The organism is Erwinia persicina NBRC 102418 (assembly GCF_001571305.1).
GTDB lineage: Bacteria > Pseudomonadota > Gammaproteobacteria > Enterobacterales > Enterobacteriaceae > Erwinia > Erwinia persicina.
In genome coordinates this window covers 122,700-138,789 of the sequence record NZ_BCTN01000005.1, presented here as the reverse complement: position 1 = coordinate 138,789, position 16,090 = coordinate 122,700, and the positions used below count along the sequence as shown (strand labels likewise).

Annotated in this window: 14 protein-coding genes, 1 tRNA gene and 1 pseudogene; 5 read left to right on the top strand and 11 right to left on the bottom strand. The window is 56.2% G+C overall.

Annotated features, from left to right (window positions below):
- Positions 1 to 35 precede the first annotated feature (35 nt).
- Positions 36 to 329 carry an HTH-type transcriptional regulator gene (locus tag EPE01S_RS07620; RefSeq protein WP_062744036.1) on the top strand — a complete coding sequence of 98 codons (294 nt, stop codon included), beginning with the start codon at positions 36 to 38 and terminating at the stop codon, positions 327 to 329.
- A gap of 162 nt (positions 330 to 491) precedes the next feature.
- On the opposite strand, the gene glyS is transcribed toward EPE01S_RS07620, so the two are convergent.
- Together glyS and glyQ are read right to left on the bottom strand one after the other, a co-directional pair.
- Positions 492 to 2,561, bottom strand: a complete 2,070-nt coding sequence (gene glyS / locus EPE01S_RS07615) for a glycine--tRNA ligase subunit beta (RefSeq protein ID WP_062744035.1) — start codon at positions 2,559 to 2,561, stop codon at positions 492 to 494.
- A gap of 9 nt (positions 2,562 to 2,570) precedes the next feature.
- Positions 2,571 to 3,482, bottom strand: a complete 912-nt coding sequence (glyQ, locus tag EPE01S_RS07610; RefSeq protein WP_062744034.1) for a glycine--tRNA ligase subunit alpha — start codon at positions 3,480 to 3,482, stop codon at positions 2,571 to 2,573.
- Between the two features lie 229 nt (positions 3,483 to 3,711).
- Here glyQ and EPE01S_RS07605 point away from each other — a divergent pair, with 229 nt between their 5' ends.
- Positions 3,712 to 4,707 carry an acyltransferase gene (locus EPE01S_RS07605; protein WP_062744033.1) on the top strand — a complete coding sequence of 332 codons (996 nt, stop codon included), beginning with the start codon at positions 3,712 to 3,714 and terminating at the stop codon, positions 4,705 to 4,707.
- On the opposite strand, the gene EPE01S_RS07600 is transcribed toward EPE01S_RS07605, so the two are convergent.
- The 3 genes from EPE01S_RS07600 to EPE01S_RS07590 form a co-directional block, all read right to left on the bottom strand.
- Positions 4,700 to 5,137, bottom strand: coding sequence for a SemiSWEET family sugar transporter (locus tag EPE01S_RS07600; protein ID WP_255210139.1), 438 nt, complete (start codon positions 5,135 to 5,137; stop codon positions 4,700 to 4,702). The two genes, EPE01S_RS07605 and EPE01S_RS07600, sit on opposite strands and share 8 nt — an antisense overlap.
- Before the next feature lie 214 nt (positions 5,138 to 5,351).
- Entirely contained in the window at positions 5,352 to 6,272 is a 921-nt protein-coding gene (locus EPE01S_RS07595) for a GlxA family transcriptional regulator (RefSeq protein WP_062744032.1), read from the bottom strand.
- A 1-nt stretch (position 6,273) separates the two neighbouring features.
- On the bottom strand, positions 6,274 to 6,816 hold the full coding sequence (locus EPE01S_RS07590) for an isochorismatase family protein (protein ID WP_062744031.1): 543 nt from the start codon (positions 6,814 to 6,816) through the stop codon (positions 6,274 to 6,276).
- Positions 6,817 to 6,986: 170 nt separating this feature from the next.
- Here EPE01S_RS07590 and EPE01S_RS07585 point away from each other — a divergent pair.
- From EPE01S_RS07585 to EPE01S_RS07575, 3 genes are all read left to right on the top strand, one after another.
- Positions 6,987 to 7,081, top strand: a tRNA-Sec gene (locus tag EPE01S_RS07585).
- Positions 7,082 to 7,620: 539 nt separating this feature from the next.
- Positions 7,621 to 7,989 (top strand): SymE family type I addiction module toxin, encoded by a 369-nt coding sequence (locus EPE01S_RS22815; RefSeq protein WP_072277423.1) that lies wholly within the window; start codon positions 7,621 to 7,623, stop codon positions 7,987 to 7,989.
- A gap of 384 nt (positions 7,990 to 8,373) precedes the next feature.
- Positions 8,374 to 9,408 (top strand): hypothetical protein, encoded by a 1,035-nt coding sequence (locus EPE01S_RS07575; RefSeq protein WP_062744030.1) that lies wholly within the window; start codon positions 8,374 to 8,376, stop codon positions 9,406 to 9,408.
- Positions 9,409 to 9,468: 60 nt separating this feature from the next.
- On the opposite strand, the gene EPE01S_RS07570 is transcribed toward EPE01S_RS07575, so the two are convergent.
- From EPE01S_RS07570 to EPE01S_RS23400, 6 genes and pseudogenes are all read right to left on the bottom strand, one after another.
- Positions 9,469 to 9,942, bottom strand: a complete 474-nt coding sequence (locus tag EPE01S_RS07570) for an anti-virulence regulator CigR family protein (protein WP_062744029.1) — start codon at positions 9,940 to 9,942, stop codon at positions 9,469 to 9,471.
- A 111-nt stretch (positions 9,943 to 10,053) separates the two neighbouring features.
- On the bottom strand, positions 10,054 to 11,265 hold the full coding sequence (locus EPE01S_RS07565) for an aromatic amino acid transport family protein (protein ID WP_062744028.1): 1,212 nt from the start codon (positions 11,263 to 11,265) through the stop codon (positions 10,054 to 10,056).
- A 187-nt stretch (positions 11,266 to 11,452) separates the two neighbouring features.
- Entirely contained in the window at positions 11,453 to 12,055 is a 603-nt protein-coding gene (locus EPE01S_RS07560) for a helix-turn-helix transcriptional regulator (protein ID WP_062744027.1), read from the bottom strand.
- Positions 12,052 to 13,776, bottom strand: a complete 1,725-nt coding sequence (locus EPE01S_RS07555; RefSeq protein WP_255210138.1) for a PglL family O-oligosaccharyltransferase — start codon at positions 13,774 to 13,776, stop codon at positions 12,052 to 12,054. Before EPE01S_RS07555 ends, EPE01S_RS07560 begins: the two co-directional genes overlap by 4 nt.
- Before the next feature lie 582 nt (positions 13,777 to 14,358).
- Positions 14,359 to 14,451: pseudogene (locus tag EPE01S_RS23905) on the bottom strand (hypothetical protein); the annotation flags it as partial.
- 85 nt (positions 14,452 to 14,536) lie between these two features.
- Positions 14,537 to 14,806, bottom strand: a complete 270-nt coding sequence (locus EPE01S_RS23400; RefSeq protein ID WP_137268951.1) for a hypothetical protein — start codon at positions 14,804 to 14,806, stop codon at positions 14,537 to 14,539.
- Positions 14,807 to 16,090 lie beyond the last annotated feature (1,284 nt).

The following is a 16,090-nucleotide window of genomic DNA, read 5'->3' as shown; positions in this document are numbered from 1 at the left end:
GTTGTTCACGTTTAGTGAGTTTTTGAGGAGTGCTTATGGAGACTAAAGATCCGATGTCTGAACTGCTTTCCAGTCTGGAGCAGATTGTTCTGACCCGTAATGTTATGCATACCCTGCCAGCCATGAAAAGTGAAGTGGCACCGCCTGAGCCAAAAAGAGTTCGGGAAATTACCGGTATGCAGATTGCTGAGTTTGCCCAGGCACTGGGTGTCAGTGTTTCTTCGGTGAAAAGCTGGGAAGCGAAACGCACCAAGCCGTCTGGTAGCGCGCAGAAGTTAATGCAGTTGATTCACTCGAATCCGTGCCTCAGCAGACAGCTGCTGGGATGACAGAAAAAACCCGCCAACGGCGGGTTTTGTATTTTCGGGGAGCGGTGAATCATTTCCCGGCTTTCCTGCCAGTGGCAAAGCTTCAGCCTGCGTTCTTCCCGCAAACGATCGTAATGTGAATGACGGACGCCGGTGTTGCAGTGCGCCCGTCACGACATCACCTCACTGCAGCAGAGAGATATCCGCCACCTGCAGGAACAGCTCGCGCAGTTTCGCCAGCAGAGTCAGGCGGTTAATACGGATTTCTTTCTCTTCGGCATTGACCATCACATGCTCGAAGAAGTTATCCACCGCTTCACGCAGCTGTGCCAGCTCAATCAGCGCATCCTGGTAACGGCCTTCCGCGAAGAACGGCTGCAGTTTGCTGCTCAGTGCTGACACATAGGTCGCCAGCTTGATCTCTTCATTCTCTTTCAGCAGGGACGCCTGCACGCTGTCGTTCAGCGGCTCGGTGGCTTTAGCGAGAATATTAGAGACACGCTTGTTAGCGGCCGCCAGGCTGGCTGCCTGCTCCAGCGTACGGAAGTGCGATACTGCCTTCATCCGCGCATCGAAGTCTGCCGGGCGCGTTGGGCGGCGGGCCAGCACGGCCTGAATGGTGTCGACGCTGTGGCCCTCTTCCTGGTACCAGGTGCGGAAACGGCCGAGCATAAAGTCGATCACTTCATCCACTGCTTTGGCGTTAGACAGCTTGCTGCCATACAGGCGCACGGCTTCTTCCGTCAGGGTTTGCAGATCCAGCGACAGGTTTTTCTCAACGATGATGCGCAGCACGCCCAGTGCAGCACGGCGCAGAGCAAACGGGTCTTTATCGCCTTTCGGATGCTGACCAATACCGAAGATCCCTGCCAGGGTATCCATCTTGTCAGCAATCGCCAGCGCGCAGGCCACCGGGTTGGACGGCAGCTGATCGCCGGCAAAGCGCGGCTGATACTGCTCGTTCAGCGCCACGGCCACGTCTTCCGCTTCGCCGTCGTGACGCGCATAGTGCATGCCCATCACGCCCTGGGTGTCGGTGAACTCAAACACCATGTTGGTCATCAGGTCGCATTTGGACAGCAGGCCCGCACGGGTAGCGTGATTCACATCGGCCCCAATCTGCGCGGCAATCCAGCCAGCCAGCGCCTGAATACGGTCGGTCTTGTCACGCAGGGTGCCCAGTTCTTTCTGGAACAGCACGGTTTCCAGACGCGGCAGGTTATCTTCCAGACGGCGCTTACGGTCACTGTTGAAGAAGAACTCGGCGTCGGCGAGGCGTGGGCGGACCACTTTCTCGTTGCCGGAGATAATCTGCTGCGGATCTTTTGACTCGATATTGGTGACGAAGATAAAGTTCGGCAGCAGGTTGCCTGCTTTGTCGTACACCGGGAAGTATTTCTGGTCGCCCTTCATGGTGTACACCAGCGCTTCGGCCGGCACCGCGAGGAACTTCTCTTCAAACTTCGCCGTCAGCACCACCGGCCACTCCACCAGGGAGGTCACTTCTTCCAGCAGGCTCTCGCTCAGGTCAGCCATGCCGCCAATCTTCGCGGCAGCTTCTTCGGCACCCGCTTTGATCAGCGCTTTACGCACTTCGAAGTCCGGCTGGACTTTGCCGCGCTCAACCATAATCTGCGGATACTGGTCGGCGCTGTCGATAGTGAACTCAGGTTCACCCATAAAGCGGTGGCCGCGGAGGGTACGCGCTGAATCAATACCGAGGATTTTCGCCGGGATCAGCTCATCACCCAGCAGCAGTGTCACGGTGTGAACCGGACGCACGAACTGCACGTCGGACGCGCCCCAGCGCATCAGTTTCGGGATCGGCAGCTTCGCCAGCGAAGTGGCAATCATCGCCGGCAGCAGGGCCTGGGCGCTTTCGCCGGTCACCTGAGCGCGATACAGCAACCACTCGCCTTTGTCGGTGCTCAGGCGCTCGGCCTGGTCCACGGTGATACCACAGCCGCGGGCCCAGCCTTCAGCGGCTTTGCTCGGCACGCCATTGGCATCAAACGCGGCCTGGATTGCCGGGCCACGTTTTTCCACTTCGCGATCGGGCTGCGCTGCGGCCAGGTTCGCCACTTTCAGCGCCAGACGGCGCGGGGCCGCAAACCAGCTCACTTCGCCGTGGGCCAGGCCTGCAGCATCCAGTTCAGCGGTAAAATTGGCCGCAAAGGATTCCGCCAGGTTACGCAGGGCTTTTGGTGGCAGCTCTTCGGTGCCGATCTCCACCAGGAAGGTTTTTTCAGTCATGGCTGCCTCTTATTTCTTGTTATTGCACATCGGGAAGCCCAGTGCCTCGCGGGAGGCATAGTAGGCTTCAGCCACGGCTTTCGTCAGGGTGCGGATGCGCAGAATATAGCGCTGGCGCTCGGTGACGGAGATCGCTTTACGCGCATCCAGCAGGTTAAAGCTGTGTGCGGCCTTCAGAATACGTTCATAGGCAGGCAGCGGCAGCGGTTTTTCCAGCGCCAGCAGGCTCTGCGCTTCTTTCTCGTACTGCTCGAAGCAGGTAAACAGGAAGTCGACGTCAGCGTATTCGAAGTTATAGGTAGACTGCTCCACTTCGTTCTGGTGGAACACGTCGCTGTAGGTAGTTTTACCCAGCGGGCCGTCGCTCCAGACCAGATCGTAGACGCTGTCCACGCCCTGAATGTACATCGCCAGGCGCTCGAGACCGTAGGTGATCTCGCCGGTGACTGGCTTACACTCCAGGCCGCCAACCTGCTGGAAGTAGGTGAACTGCGTCACTTCCATGCCGTTCAGCCACACTTCCCAGCCCAGACCCCAGGCACCCAGCGTTGGGTTTTCCCAGTTATCTTCCACAAAGCGGATATCGTGGATGGTCGGATCCATGCCCAGCTCTTTCAGGGAACCGAGGTACAGTTCCTGAATATTGTCCGGGGACGGCTTGATGATCACCTGGAACTGGTAGTAGTGCTGCAGGCGGTTCGGGTTTTCACCGTAACGGCCATCGGTCGGGCGACGTGAAGGCTGCACATAGGCAACGGCTGTCGGCTCCGGACCCAGCGCACGCAGGCAGGTCATGGGGTGAGAAGTACCAGCGCCGACTTCCATATCCAGAGGTTGGATGATGGTGCAGCCCTGGCGAGCCCAGTAATCCTGTAAGGTCAGGATCAGCCCCTGAAAGGTCTTGGTATCAAACTTTTGCATTTGGATTCGCACGCGATACGAGTGGTGATAAAAAGTGGGAGTCAGTATACCCTTTGACCGGGGCTATTACCAAAATGCCGTGATCATTGATTGGGGAATTTTTTGTCGCCCCCGCCACATAATCCCTTCATCCTGGTCCTATTTTTCCCGTCTCTGGTTGTTGAAGCGTGGCCGCCTGGCTACCCTCAATCTCGCATAAGTGCAGATGTTCCCGTGAAATGAGGATGAAATGTCGCAAAAGATTGGATGGATAGAGAATTTACGCGCAGTGGCCTGCCTGATGGTGATTATGATCCACACCACCACCTGGTATGTCACCACCGGACTGTCGGTGGGGGAGCACAGCTGGGATCTCTCCAACCTGTTGAACTCAGCCTCGCGGGTCTGTGTGCCGATCTTCTTTATGATTTCCGGTTACTTATTCTTTGGCGAGCGCAGCGCCCGGGGGCGACATTTTCTGCGCATTGTGCTGTGCCTGCTGTTCTACAGCACGGTGGCACTGCTCTACATCACCCTGCTGACGCCGATTAATGAAGCCCTGTCGGTGAAGCACCTGCTGCAAAAACCGGTGTTCTACCACCTGTGGTTCTTCTTTGCGATCATCGTCATCTATATGCTGTCACCGCTGATTCAGGTGAAGCCGGTGCGGGCGCGCTACCTGGCGGTGGTGACGCTGGTGCTGGCGCTGCTGGCCAACCCCAATACCATCGACAGCTCGGTGGCCCGTTTCCACTGGCTGCCGATCAACCTGTATATCAACGGGGACACCATCTACTACCTGCTGTACGCGCTGTTTGGCCGGGCGATTGGCATGATGGAGACGCAGAAGCGCGGCGTGTCCTGGCTGGCCGGGGGCGTGTTTGCTGCCTGCGTGCTGATGATCGCCTTTGGCACTAAGCGGCAGTTCGCCATCAATGGGGCGTTTGCCGATACCTGGTATCTGTACTGCGGCCCGGCGGTATTTTTCGCCGCCGTCAGCCTGCTGGTCCTGTTTAAGAACGCCATGAACGACCGCGTGAATCCGTTTTTTGCCCTGATTTCCCGCTGCTCCCTGCCGATCTACGGCTTTCACGCGCTGTTTATCCACTATATGCGCACCCATGACCTGGACAACACTGACCATCCGCTGATCGACATCCCGCTGATTTTCGGCATTACCCTGGGCGGCAGCCTGCTGCTGGCGCTGGGCCTGCAGACGCTGGATAAGCGCCGCCTGGTCAGCTGACCTTTTCCTGCGCGTCTTTCGCCACCTTCAGCGGGCGCAGCCGACGGATGCGCGGGTTAAGGATCACCTTCGGCATGCGCACCAGCCTGCGGCGGTTCGGGTTACGCACCGGGCGCTCGTGCCACAGCTTGAGCATAATCACCGTTAGCGCCAGCAGCGCGGTAATGCCGTTGGCCGCCATCACCGGCACGTCGTGCATACGGTGGCCATACCACGTCCAGCAGGCAACCCCGAAGAACAGCGCCGCCCACATTCCCAGCGACAGGCCGCTGGTGTCTTTATTCTTCACGATATGCAGCACCTGCAGGCAGAACGAGCCGGTGGTCACCCAGGCCGCCAGCGTGCCCAGCCAGACCGGCCACGGTGACAGAAAAATAATCGACAACAGGGCCAGCGCGACGGTGGCGGCCACAATGAGCAGGTTATTCATAACGTTTGTGCCTCGTGTCAGTAAGCAGTGGGTTAGTGCTTTTTTTATAGCTAAATCGGTTTAGCTTTTGATGTAAAAAAAAGCGCAATGTTACGTGTAACACTAGCACAGGCGTTGAGCGAATTAAAATCGGGCAGGGTGCTCCCTGGTGAAAGTGAGCAGCACGGCCTTTTTCTGACGACGATTATTTCAGGGTGTTATCCCCCTCCTTTTTTTACGTCTCCCAGCGCTGCAATGCCCGACGCAGCTGGCGCGAGGAGGAGAACCCGGCCGACAGCGCGGCGCGCTCGTTGCCTTCGCCCTGCTGCAGGCGCTGCTGGGCAATCGTCAGCCGCAGCTGTTCATGATAGTCACGCACGCTGATGCCGAGATGCTGACGGAACAGCCGCGTCAGATGGCGCGCGCTGACGTGAACTCTGGCGGCAATCTCCTCCAGCGGCCACTCCTGCTCCGGCTGCAGGGTCAGCAGATCCTGGGCGCGGTGAATGGCGGGGTGAATGTGGTTGCGATAGCGCAGCCAGGGGGACAGCTGCGGATCTTCCCCCGAACGACGAAAATAGACCACCATTTCCCGGGCCACATCCATCGCCGTCTGCGCGCCGCACAGGCGGTTAATCAGATGCAGCGACAGGTCGATACCGGCGGTAATGCCCGCGCTGGTCCAGATGCCGCGATCTTCAACGAAGATGCGGTTTTCTTTCACAATCGCCCCCGGTTCCGCTTTTTTAAGCCGATCTATTACCTCATGGTGCGTGGTGCACTGTACGCCGTTCATCAGCCCGGCTTTCGCCGCCAGCAGGGAGCCAGAGCAGATGCACACCAGCGACACGTCACCGGCATGAATGGCGGGCTGAATGCGCATCAGCCAGTGACGCGCGGCCACCGCCTGCGGCGTGTCGAACCACACTTTAGAGTCGCTGACGCCCGGGAGCACCAGCAGGCTCCCGGCTGGCAGGGATTCCGGCAGTGGCTCAATGCGGCTGATGTACATCTCGGTGGAGGTGAGCACGGATTCATCCGGGCCGATATAGCGCAGCGAAAACGCCCCTGCTGCCAGCTTCAGCGTTTCCGCCGGACCAGTGAGATCCAGCGTCATCACACCGGGCAGGGTTACAAACCACACCGGGATCGTCATATTATGCAAGCTCCTGCAGGCAGCCCTCAGCGGTGCGGATATCGGCAAAACGATGGATCAGCACGCTTTCGGTACGGTGGCGTAAGTCGGCAATGCTCAGGGTAATCCCATCATGGGTGATTGGGAAGGTCAGCGTTGCCTCGGTGACATAGGTCACGCGGTAGCCGAAGTCCGACGCCACGCGGGCGGTGGTTTCACAGCACTGCTCAGTGCGCAGGCCGCTGATAATCACATGCTTTACGTCGTTCTGTTCCAGCCACTGCTGCAGACCCGATTCGGTCAGGGCGTTATGCACTTTTTTGCGGAAGCTGGCGACCGGCTCATGGGTCAGAAACGGCAGACGCACCACCAGACCGGATTCCGGCGCAAAGGCTCCTTCGCTTTCGACATGGAACACATCCACCACCGGGATCCCCTTCGCCTGACAGCCTGCCACCAGGGTGCTTAATGCTTTTTCGAATGCCGGGGTTTCTGGCGTTTCCCTGTAGCCACGCTCATAGAAGGATTGCTGGGCATCAATCACTAACAGTACGGTATCGGTCATTTCTGGACTCCTGCTGGATGGGGTTAACGCTATGATGGACGGGATAAGGCAGGGAAAGAAGACCAAAAACGGACAGCTTGCTGCCGGTGGGGGACATCACTGAAATGAGGCACAAACCCGGAGTTTATTTGTGGTCATTGGCGATGGTATACTCAGCCCCTCTTCAAAAGGGAAGATCGTCGTCTCCGGTGAGGCGGCTGGACTTCAAATCCAGTTGGGACCGCCAGCGGTCCCGGGCAGGTTCGACTCCTGTGATCTTCCGCCAAAGCGTATCTGTATTTACCATATTGATCGTTATACTGCCTGACATCGATTCATCACAGGCACATCCCATCTGCTTTATCGCCGCTTCCCGTTCCGTCAGTGTGTGATCCAAACCCGGTAAGCACTGAGCAAGGCGACATTGCACATGAGGATACCCGTCACTCTTCCTGGCAGGTTCAACAGAAACGAACCTGTAAGGCTAATCTTTAATGTCTATGCATGCATTGTTTTAATAAATTTCGTTTTTTATTTATTCAGGGTGTTAAGGAATAAGCTGATCTTTTATATTTATTTTATTAATTAATTTCTATTTTTTATTCCACTAATTTACGCCAGCGTGAAGGCTCCCCGTTATTTCCCCATTCTGGAATTCTCCTCGCATTTTATTTTCTCTGTTACAGCGATTTATCATTCTTTTTTCGCTATTTTAGGGTGAGTCATCAGTGTGTTTTTATACAGGAAGGTTTTTATGAATCGCGGTGCTAACGGGCGGCAACCCGTTAACACCGCTGACCACAACAACTAACAGGACTAGTTATCATGGCTAAATACGATTGTAAGTCAGAACCCGTTATTTCCAAAATCCAGCGAAAGTTGAAAGTGGGCTATATCAGCATTCGACATGAGGATGCCAAAACCGGGTTAACGCATCATTATTCGCGCAGCCCGTCGCTGAATCTCAAGGGGCTGTGGCTGGAGGCGTGTGGTTTTGCCACCGATACGCCCGTCACGGTGCGGGTGATGCCGGGCTGTCTGGTGATCACCGCACAGCCCGCCCCGCCGCCCGTTACGCCTGCGCGTGAGCTGCTGGCCCGCAGCGAAGCGCTGCCGGAAGCGGCACTGAAGGAGCTGCGCACGGTGATGGAAGCGCTGCTAATTCGCGAAGGACTGGGCAAGGTGACGGTTTAAAAACCAAAGTGGCTTCGGTATTAAGGGGAGGGGGATAGTGAGGTCAGCGGACCCCATCTCCTCAACCATTCTTGCCCGCTGTGGGTCTGGAAACAGCCACACCGGGGGTAGCGGGTGAAAGAGGAAGGGCTGATTGCAGCAGGCTGCCGGCCAGGGAAGGCCGGCCGCCAGGCCACAGGGACGTGTTTATGCCGTTGCAGCAAGCAGCCCTTCCTCCGGAAACCGGGTATCGTGCCTCCCGCGATAGCGCCCTGGTGATTTTCTGGGGACACCTCAGGGGCCGACCCGACGATACCCGTTCCGGTAAAACGGCGTATCGGTCACCCCTTGCATCTTCCCGGCACTGGCCTAAAATTTCCCTCTCTTTAGCGCAAGGAACATCGGATGTCACAGTACTGGTGGAAGGATCTGCACGACCGCAATCAGGCCTGGCTGGGGCTGGCATTACACAGCCAGAGGCCGCTGACGTCGCCCATTCTGGAAATGCACAGCGGGCATCATGGCCGCATGGCGCTGTCGCTGCGCGGTGTGCCGCTGTTCTGGGCCTCAATGCTGAAGGATCACTCCGGCCTGTGGCTGGTGTTCAACACTGAACATCCCGAGCCGCAGGCCGTCTTCCCTCCCATTACCTCACCGGCGCTGGAGTCCATTCTTCGTACCGGGCCGGAGGCGTGGATCGGTGAATGGTGCCGTTACTTTGCCCGCTATCTGCTGACGGCGGATGTTCCGCTGCTGCCGGCGGGCCGCTGGCTGCTGCGCCCGATGCTGCCCGCTGTTCCCACTGCACCTTACGCGCTGCAGCGACAGCCCGCGCTGAAGGACTGGCGTTTTCACGCGCCCGCGCAGAGCGGCAATATCGGGTTTAGCTGGTCACTGTTCGCGGAGGATATCCCGGATCTGACGGCCCCGGTGCGCGTCGTGCAGGTGGACTGGTGGTGGAACGGCACGCCGCTGCTGGCGCGCTATGCTATTCAGCCCGACGCCGGGCGCCTGAAGTGGTGGCGCAAAAAGAGCCGGGAAGGGACGCTGCCGCCGGTGCTGGTACGCTTTTTTGCCGGGCTGGGTTCGTTCGTGATTCTGGACGGGCATTACCGCTTACAGGCCGCTATCGAAGAGGGCATTCCGCCATCGTTCCTGGTGCTCAGTGAACTGGGGGAAAGGACCTTTCCGTCCAATCCGGAACATCAGGCGAAGATCGTGGCTGCGCTGGCAGCACAGCAGCAAAAGAACCCCGTCAGCAGTATCGACGGCATGAATCAGACGCTGATCAACCTGTATGACAATGCGGAGATTTACGCTCCGGGCCAGAGCCGGGCCGTGCTGGGTGAGGGGGAGCGCTGGGCGCGGGAGGTGACGGCATATCTGCGCAGGTACGGAGAAGACGCGGTGCTGGAGAAAATAAAGCGCCGTAGCGCATAACGTTCCGGCATCTTGTACGGCACCGCGGAAATAAGGCGGGCAGGGCTGCCCGCCTGTTCTTTAATCAAATACCCCGTTAATCACCGCCGTCACTAAGGCGGTACTCAGCGCAATCAGCACCAGATTGTCACCGACAATCTTCCACTCATAGCCCGGATAATAGGGCAACTGGTCGAGCATTGAGGCGGGAACGGCTTTTTTCGCAATGCCCGGCGGCAGCGGCTTGCCGCGCGCCAGGTTTTTCGCAATGCCGGGGGGCAGGGAGCGATAGCCGGTCAGGCCATAGTTCAGCGCCAGGTGGCGCGCGGCATCAAAGCTGATATCGTCACTGACCCGATCCGGCTTACCGTGATTTTTACGGTTTGAGGGGCCGCCCTCATTTTTGCCCGGCTTGTCTTTCTGGCTGTGGCCGTGCTTGCCATTGCCGTTACCCTTTCCATTCCCGTTACCCGGATCCGCCAGCGCCGGTGTGGCAAGCAGTGAACAGGAAATAATAGCGGCTAAAACAGCCGTTAAACTGCGGCGTCTGAACATGATCGTTTCCCCAGTGGTTTTATCTTAATAATATTAGGACAGGCGCGCGTAAATCACCCTATCCTGTCGTCTGATTTTACCGGGCAGCGATGTCTTTCTTATCCCCTCTCCTCAGACTTTGATCATGTTGACCAGCATGGCCACCCACAGCAGAAAGCCTGACAGGAAGTAGCCATAGAGAAACTTATTGCCCGCCGGGAACTGATAAGGCCCCTCAATGCCCGCCTTTCTTGCTTTTAACAGCAGCAGAGGAGGAAGAAGCACACTCCAGATCACCAGCGCAATCCCGGCATAGGCCAGCGCCGGGATAAAGCCGTCAGGGGTGATGATGCACAACAGTGCAGGGGGCAGATAGGTCATCGCTGCGGCAGGGAAGGACGATGTTATCCCTAAAAAGGAGCTCAACAGGTCATGAAGATAGTCAAAAAGACCGAGGGAGGCGGACAGTAAAGACGAGGTCACGGCAAAAAAGGCAAAGAACAGTAACAGCCCGTTGATGTAGTGGCTCAGTTCATTTTGGCTCAGGGCGGTCATAAAGACATTAATATTGCCTCCCTGGTCTTTGATGGCGGCAAATGCCCCGCGATCGAGGATGCCCATCGTCATGCCCAGCCAGTAGATATAAATGAGTGCGGAAATCCCCACGCCGAAGCACAGGGACTTAACCACTAATTTGTGTTCCTTCCCGCCATACATTTTGATTAATGAGGGGATGCTGCCATGAAATCCGAATGAAATGATACAGACAGGGAGCGTTAATAATATTGCGGAAAAGCTGCCGAACGCCGGGCTGGTGAATACCAGTTCCGGGGAGATGCGATGCAAATGTCCTGCCGTTGCCATAAAAAAGGCGGTGAATTTAGCGGCAATAAAAAAGGAGATGATGTGGGCAGAGAACCGCCCGCCCTTGCAAACCACGGCGGAGACAAACAGGGTGATCAGCATGACGGAAAGCACCGGATAGCGTTTCCCCGTCAGGTCAGATTGCAGGGTGGAAAAGACCGCAGAGGCCCCGGAAAGATACGCATAGGTCACCAGGTAGAGCACAAACACCAGGCTCAGTCCAACGATGAAATTGACCTTTCTGCCGAGCAGTTTTTTTGTAAACGTATGGAAGCTCGAACCCTGCGGAAATCTCATGTTCACATCGACCAGCATCAGACCCGACGCGAGCATAAATAATGCGGAGAGCAGGAGAAAAAGAACGCCTTTGGTAAACCACAGTGCTTCTAACGCGATCGGCAGCGCAAACATTCCGCCGCCGACGATGGTTGCAACGACCAGGACGGTGCCGTGAAACGCGCTGTTACTGTACTTCTGCATCGCTATACACCATAAAAAATCCCGGCAGGCCCGGGTTAACATTGCCTCTCAGCATCAGGCTTTGGAGGAACCGTAAAACCTGTCACGCCCCTCCTGTACGGATGGGGCCGACAGGGCACGCCGTAGGATAGCATGGCCTTCTCACATAATTGAAAGGCAGCCAGTGGGGATAATGAGAAGCCCGGCATCACAGCAGGGTGCTCAACTCATCCCGCAGATCGCCCTGGCGGAGCCAGTTCAGCAGTTCTGTGTTGCGTTTAAACCCTAATTTTTTCATGGCTGACCATTTGTGGGCGCTGATGGTTTTGACACTCAACTTGAGCTCGGTGGCAATCTGGCCAGGAGACTGGGCCCGACGTATCGCCAGCAGAACTTGCTTTTCCCGTAGCGTCAGCGTCAGTGCACAGCGCGGACACGCCCAGGGCTGGGCAGCAGGCGTGTCATGCTTCATGATACGTTCAACCTCGTTTAACAGCGCCCCGGTGCTTATCAGGCGATTAATCACACTTTTTTCGCTCAGGCAGGGGACAAGCCGCTGGCGGTAGCCCGGCGGAACGGGCTCCTGGATGGTGATCAGTGACTGGTAGTGAGCGGGTTGTCTGTGGCAGTACTGCGCAGTCTGGTTCAGATTTTGTTGCTGGAACACGAGGTCGGCTTTCCAGTAATGCTGGGCGGGTAAAAACGCCGTCGTACAGCCCACTCTGATGAAGTAGGATGCCAGAAGGGCTTCCAGCCCCTGGGAAAAATACTGGTCGTTATCCAGAATGACGATATCGATATGTGATTTCATAGCGTGACCTGCCCATCACTGCTGGCGGGGGAAAACCGTGCGTCGCGTGGGAACAGGCGTTCTGCCTCCTGACGATAGCGCTCCGCCAGCGCAGGTTTTTCTTCGTGGCGAAAAATGAGCAGCAGGTTGGCATAGACATTTTTATCAATGCGATGGCTCAGATAGCCCTGAGCCCAGTCGGCGTACTGATGCAGTTGCTGTTCATCGCGAGTGTGATTAAACGCCAGCAGCCCGGCCAGCTGGCGATCAAAACTCAGACGGTCGCGATGTATCCAGCTTGTCCAGGCGGGCAGCGCCTCAACCGGTTGCATATCCTGCAGGTCGCTGCGCTCCGCCTGGGTCAATACCCGCCCGCTGTATCCCCCCCCGATCACCATCGCCAGCGCTGACAGAGACAGCGCCAGCATCGGATATTTCCAGCATTGCAGTCTGTTCTCTTGCCACAGACGCGGGCTGACCAGCCGGTCCAGCATCGCCAGTAACAGTAAGAACACCAGCCAGTGCAGTGTGGAGAGATAAAACGGGTATTCAGTCTGCGTGTGCAGCGTCACAGGCAGCAGCGCCAGGCAGAGCGCTATTGCTTCGCCGGCCGTCGACTTACGACAGGCAAAGGCCCGCCGGTCACGCTGGCGCGCGCGCGCGATCAGCTTTATACCGCTCCAAAGCAGTAGCAGGATGCCCAGAAGGGCAATAACCCCTCCCTCCACCCACCATAGCAGCAGCTCATTATGGGGATGACGGGCGATCTCTGTCACGACGATGGGGGGATCCTGATCAATGCGAAAATGCTGAAAGCTGTATTCAAAGCCACCGTAGCCCCAGCCTGTCAGCGGTTTATCGGCAATCATCGTCAGCGTGTCGCGCAGCATGGTATACCGCGCGTGGTTAGAATGGGCGTGGCTGGTATACGCCAGCGCATCGCTTAGCCCGCTGCCCAATTTCATCACGACGGCCCCGACAGCAACGCCAGACAATGCTAACAACGCCGCCACCACTATTCGCTGCGGAAAACGGCGGCCAAAAAAGAGGACAAACAGCCCCAGTACCAGGAGTGCGGCAAGCCAGCCCGTCCGCGACTGTAACCAGGTCAGCACCATGGGCATGACCAGCAGCGCCAGTGCGATGGCCCGAAGTCGCCAGCTCTCCATGCGCGCAGAAGCAAGGCAGAATCCCGGCAGCAGAAAGGTCGCCAACGCTAACGCCAGGCCGGTAGCGATAAAGCTGGCCACGACATTAGGCTGTTGAAAAATGCCCAGCGCGCGATGCTCACTGACCGGCACCCAGCTTTGGGCGACAGAGGGCGCAAAGAGCTGCAGCATGACAATCAGCGCCTGACCGGCGGCGGCCAGCAGGATGAGGTAGAGCACCCCATGGCGCTGGCGTGCCGTCAGGTGCATCTGCAGCCAGGTAAAATAGAAGCCTGCCCCGGCGAATAATCCTGCCAACCGCCACAGGGCGGTACTCTGCCACTCTGCCCGGGTAAAGAGAGCCGGAAGCGCCATGAGCAGGCAGGCCGCCAGAATCAGGCGACAGGTCGGCGTGATCGTTATGCGGCGCGGCGGTGCGTGATACCAGCAGACGGCGATCAGCAGTGCTGCCGCCCCGCTGAACAGCAGGTTAAACGGCAGTGCCAGTCCCACCCCTCCGGGGTTGGGAAGATAAATAATGCTGGGGATAAACAGCAGACTCAGGCAGAAAAAAACAACGCGATTGGCTATCACGATAATGACCATTAATAAATAAAAGGTTAATGAAGCATGGCGTTATGACTAACGTCATCGTTTACGATAAATACTGCACCGCTGATGTCAGGCATTAATGGTAATTAATATTCAGAACAAGACTTTTACTGGCGACGCCCGGCACGGAAAATATCAAGGTCACGCCCGGTTGATCTCCTGCGCCGCATGGCTGGCTTTTCGTTCTGTTTATCGGGAGCTTATTCATTAACTGAATAAACACGCCATACCGTAAAGCGCCTCAGCGTATTTATCCGCTGCCAGGGTTTTTCAAAAAATGATAAAAGTGCGTTATTTTCAGGCGCTCACCATTTACGCTTAATCTCAACAGGCACGCGCAATCAGTCATGAGTTCGGGTTACCCGGACAGTGATGATGGCGATCGGCAACTTAAGAAAATTCTAACCGCATACCCATTAAAAAACGATATAAGCTGTATAATTGTAAAAAATTAGGATAAAACTCCAGGTAGGGGCATATAAACCTTAATTAAAAGATAGTTAAACCAATTCGTAAAAGGTTAAAAGCCATTCCGCCTTTGTAATTTTAATAAAACGCCGGCCCGTCGCGTAAAAAGACCTGCTGACGGCGACGGGCCTGATGCCCGGCAAAATCCAGCCACATGTTAACCAGGCAGTTGAGCTCACAGGCTTCATCGTAACGCCAGCCACAGGCCCTTAATATTCAGCAACGGGCTGCGGGAAAAATGGATCCCACATCAGCAAAATAAGCCACGCGATCCTCATTGAGGATCCACCACAATGATCGCATTACCCTCGTACTGCCCGGGCATTGCACCGTACGTCGTCATCTCTGACGACACCACGATTTCTTTCTCTGTTACAGCGGCGGCATCCAGGTGCGTTTTAATCCCCGGAGCAAGTTCTAAATCGCCCCCTCCGACGATCGTCACCTTAGGGGTGCTCCCGCAATCGATCGTCCCACGGATAGTGACCGAACTGGTGCTGTTCGGCAGCACGTTGCCATGACTCAGCGTTGGGCTAAGGTTCACTTCGCAGTGGACTGTGGGCGGGAGGGGTTTGATACAGAATGAGGAACCGGCATTGGCGGCGGTTATCGCATTTATTATCCCAAAGGGCGTTAAGGCATTACCGCGGTCGATCTGTTGGCCGAAGACGACGCATTCACCTCCGGGCCCTGCCCCCTGATGGACACCCCACGATGACAAAAACGTACAGCTTGCCGGGTTTTTAAGCGTCCAGTCGTCCCCCGCTGTGGATCGTAGCTCACATTTAGACATATGGGGAGAGTGTCCACTGGTTTCCCATGAGCAATCCCTGAACGGGCCAAGAGACCCGCCAGCCGGCCCCGCACAATGGATCCCGAGAGACTTAAATTTAACATCCGGTAGAGGCTTCGTTGTAGGTACCCCAATTTCCAGCATTGACACTTTGCCAGCATAAAAGACCTGATCACTACATGGCCCGTTTACCGGAGAGGGTTTACAAGTCGTTATACGGGCCTCAGTCAGAACAGGAAACATAATTGCACGAGCCGGATGATAAGATACCGAAGCGACTAAAAGCACAATCGCCAGGGCCATGGACTGACTGAGGGAGAGGGTTTTATTTTTCATGATTTATTGGTTCAGCTTTGTAGGTATTAAATCCTCCGTGAGGAGGGCATATATGATGAAGTGAAAAGCATTAAGCTAATCGCCAAACGGCTGCACTGTGCCATTCGGGTCGGGAAAAATTACTGGCAGCATCAATGTGAAGCAGACTGCCAAAGATATCACTGAAGGTTGGTGTAATGGTCGCCCGGAACATCGGTACGACACGCCAGCAGACAATAACCAACAGAGCAGTTCCGCTATATAACTACAAATTAGGGAATTATTTCTTCATGGCATACTCAGCCTTGTAGGACTGCAGCCTGGCGGCAGCCCTACATTACCGAGAGTTATGTCGGGGAGGACGTTTTTAGTTCTTTATATCAGACCAGTCATTAACGTGCTGCCCCGCTCAAAGGTAAAATACTCGAGTCATCGATCATTGGGGTGAAACAACGATAATTACATTCGAAGAGTACGCTCCCGGCTCTGCGCCAAGAATCGTCAAGTTCGACGTGACCACAAGTTGTCCCGTTTGCGTAATGGCCGCCTGCACCTGCGTTGATACCCCCTTCGCCAGGTTCAAGTTGCCTCCCCCGACGATAGTCGCTACCGGCGATCCACCGCAATTTACGGACCCTGTAATCGTGACAACGTCCTGGCCGTTTATCGGCATTTCGCCGTGGTCTATTTCCGGGGGTATGGACATTTCACATACCAACT

Coding starts and splice junctions, on each gene's coding strand:
- EPE01S_RS07620 (WP_062744036.1), top strand. CDS start 36: ATGGAGACTAAAGATCCGATGTCTGAACTGCTTTCCAGTCTGGAGCAG.
- glyS (WP_062744035.1), bottom strand. CDS start 2,561: ATGACTGAAAAAACCTTCCTGGTGGAGATCGGCACCGAAGAGCTGCCA.
- glyQ (WP_062744034.1), bottom strand. CDS start 3,482: ATGCAAAAGTTTGATACCAAGACCTTTCAGGGGCTGATCCTGACCTTA.
- EPE01S_RS07605 (WP_062744033.1), top strand. CDS start 3,712: ATGTCGCAAAAGATTGGATGGATAGAGAATTTACGCGCAGTGGCCTGC.
- EPE01S_RS07600 (WP_255210139.1), bottom strand. CDS start 5,137: ATGAATAACCTGCTCATTGTGGCCGCCACCGTCGCGCTGGCCCTGTTG.
- EPE01S_RS07595 (WP_062744032.1), bottom strand. CDS start 6,272: ATGACGATCCCGGTGTGGTTTGTAACCCTGCCCGGTGTGATGACGCTG.
- EPE01S_RS07590 (WP_062744031.1), bottom strand. CDS start 6,816: ATGACCGATACCGTACTGTTAGTGATTGATGCCCAGCAATCCTTCTAT.
- EPE01S_RS22815 (WP_072277423.1), top strand. CDS start 7,621: ATGGCTAAATACGATTGTAAGTCAGAACCCGTTATTTCCAAAATCCAG.
- EPE01S_RS07575 (WP_062744030.1), top strand. CDS start 8,374: ATGTCACAGTACTGGTGGAAGGATCTGCACGACCGCAATCAGGCCTGG.
- EPE01S_RS07570 (WP_062744029.1), bottom strand. CDS start 9,942: ATGTTCAGACGCCGCAGTTTAACGGCTGTTTTAGCCGCTATTATTTCC.
- EPE01S_RS07565 (WP_062744028.1), bottom strand. CDS start 11,265: ATGCAGAAGTACAGTAACAGCGCGTTTCACGGCACCGTCCTGGTCGTT.
- EPE01S_RS07560 (WP_062744027.1), bottom strand. CDS start 12,055: ATGAAATCACATATCGATATCGTCATTCTGGATAACGACCAGTATTTT.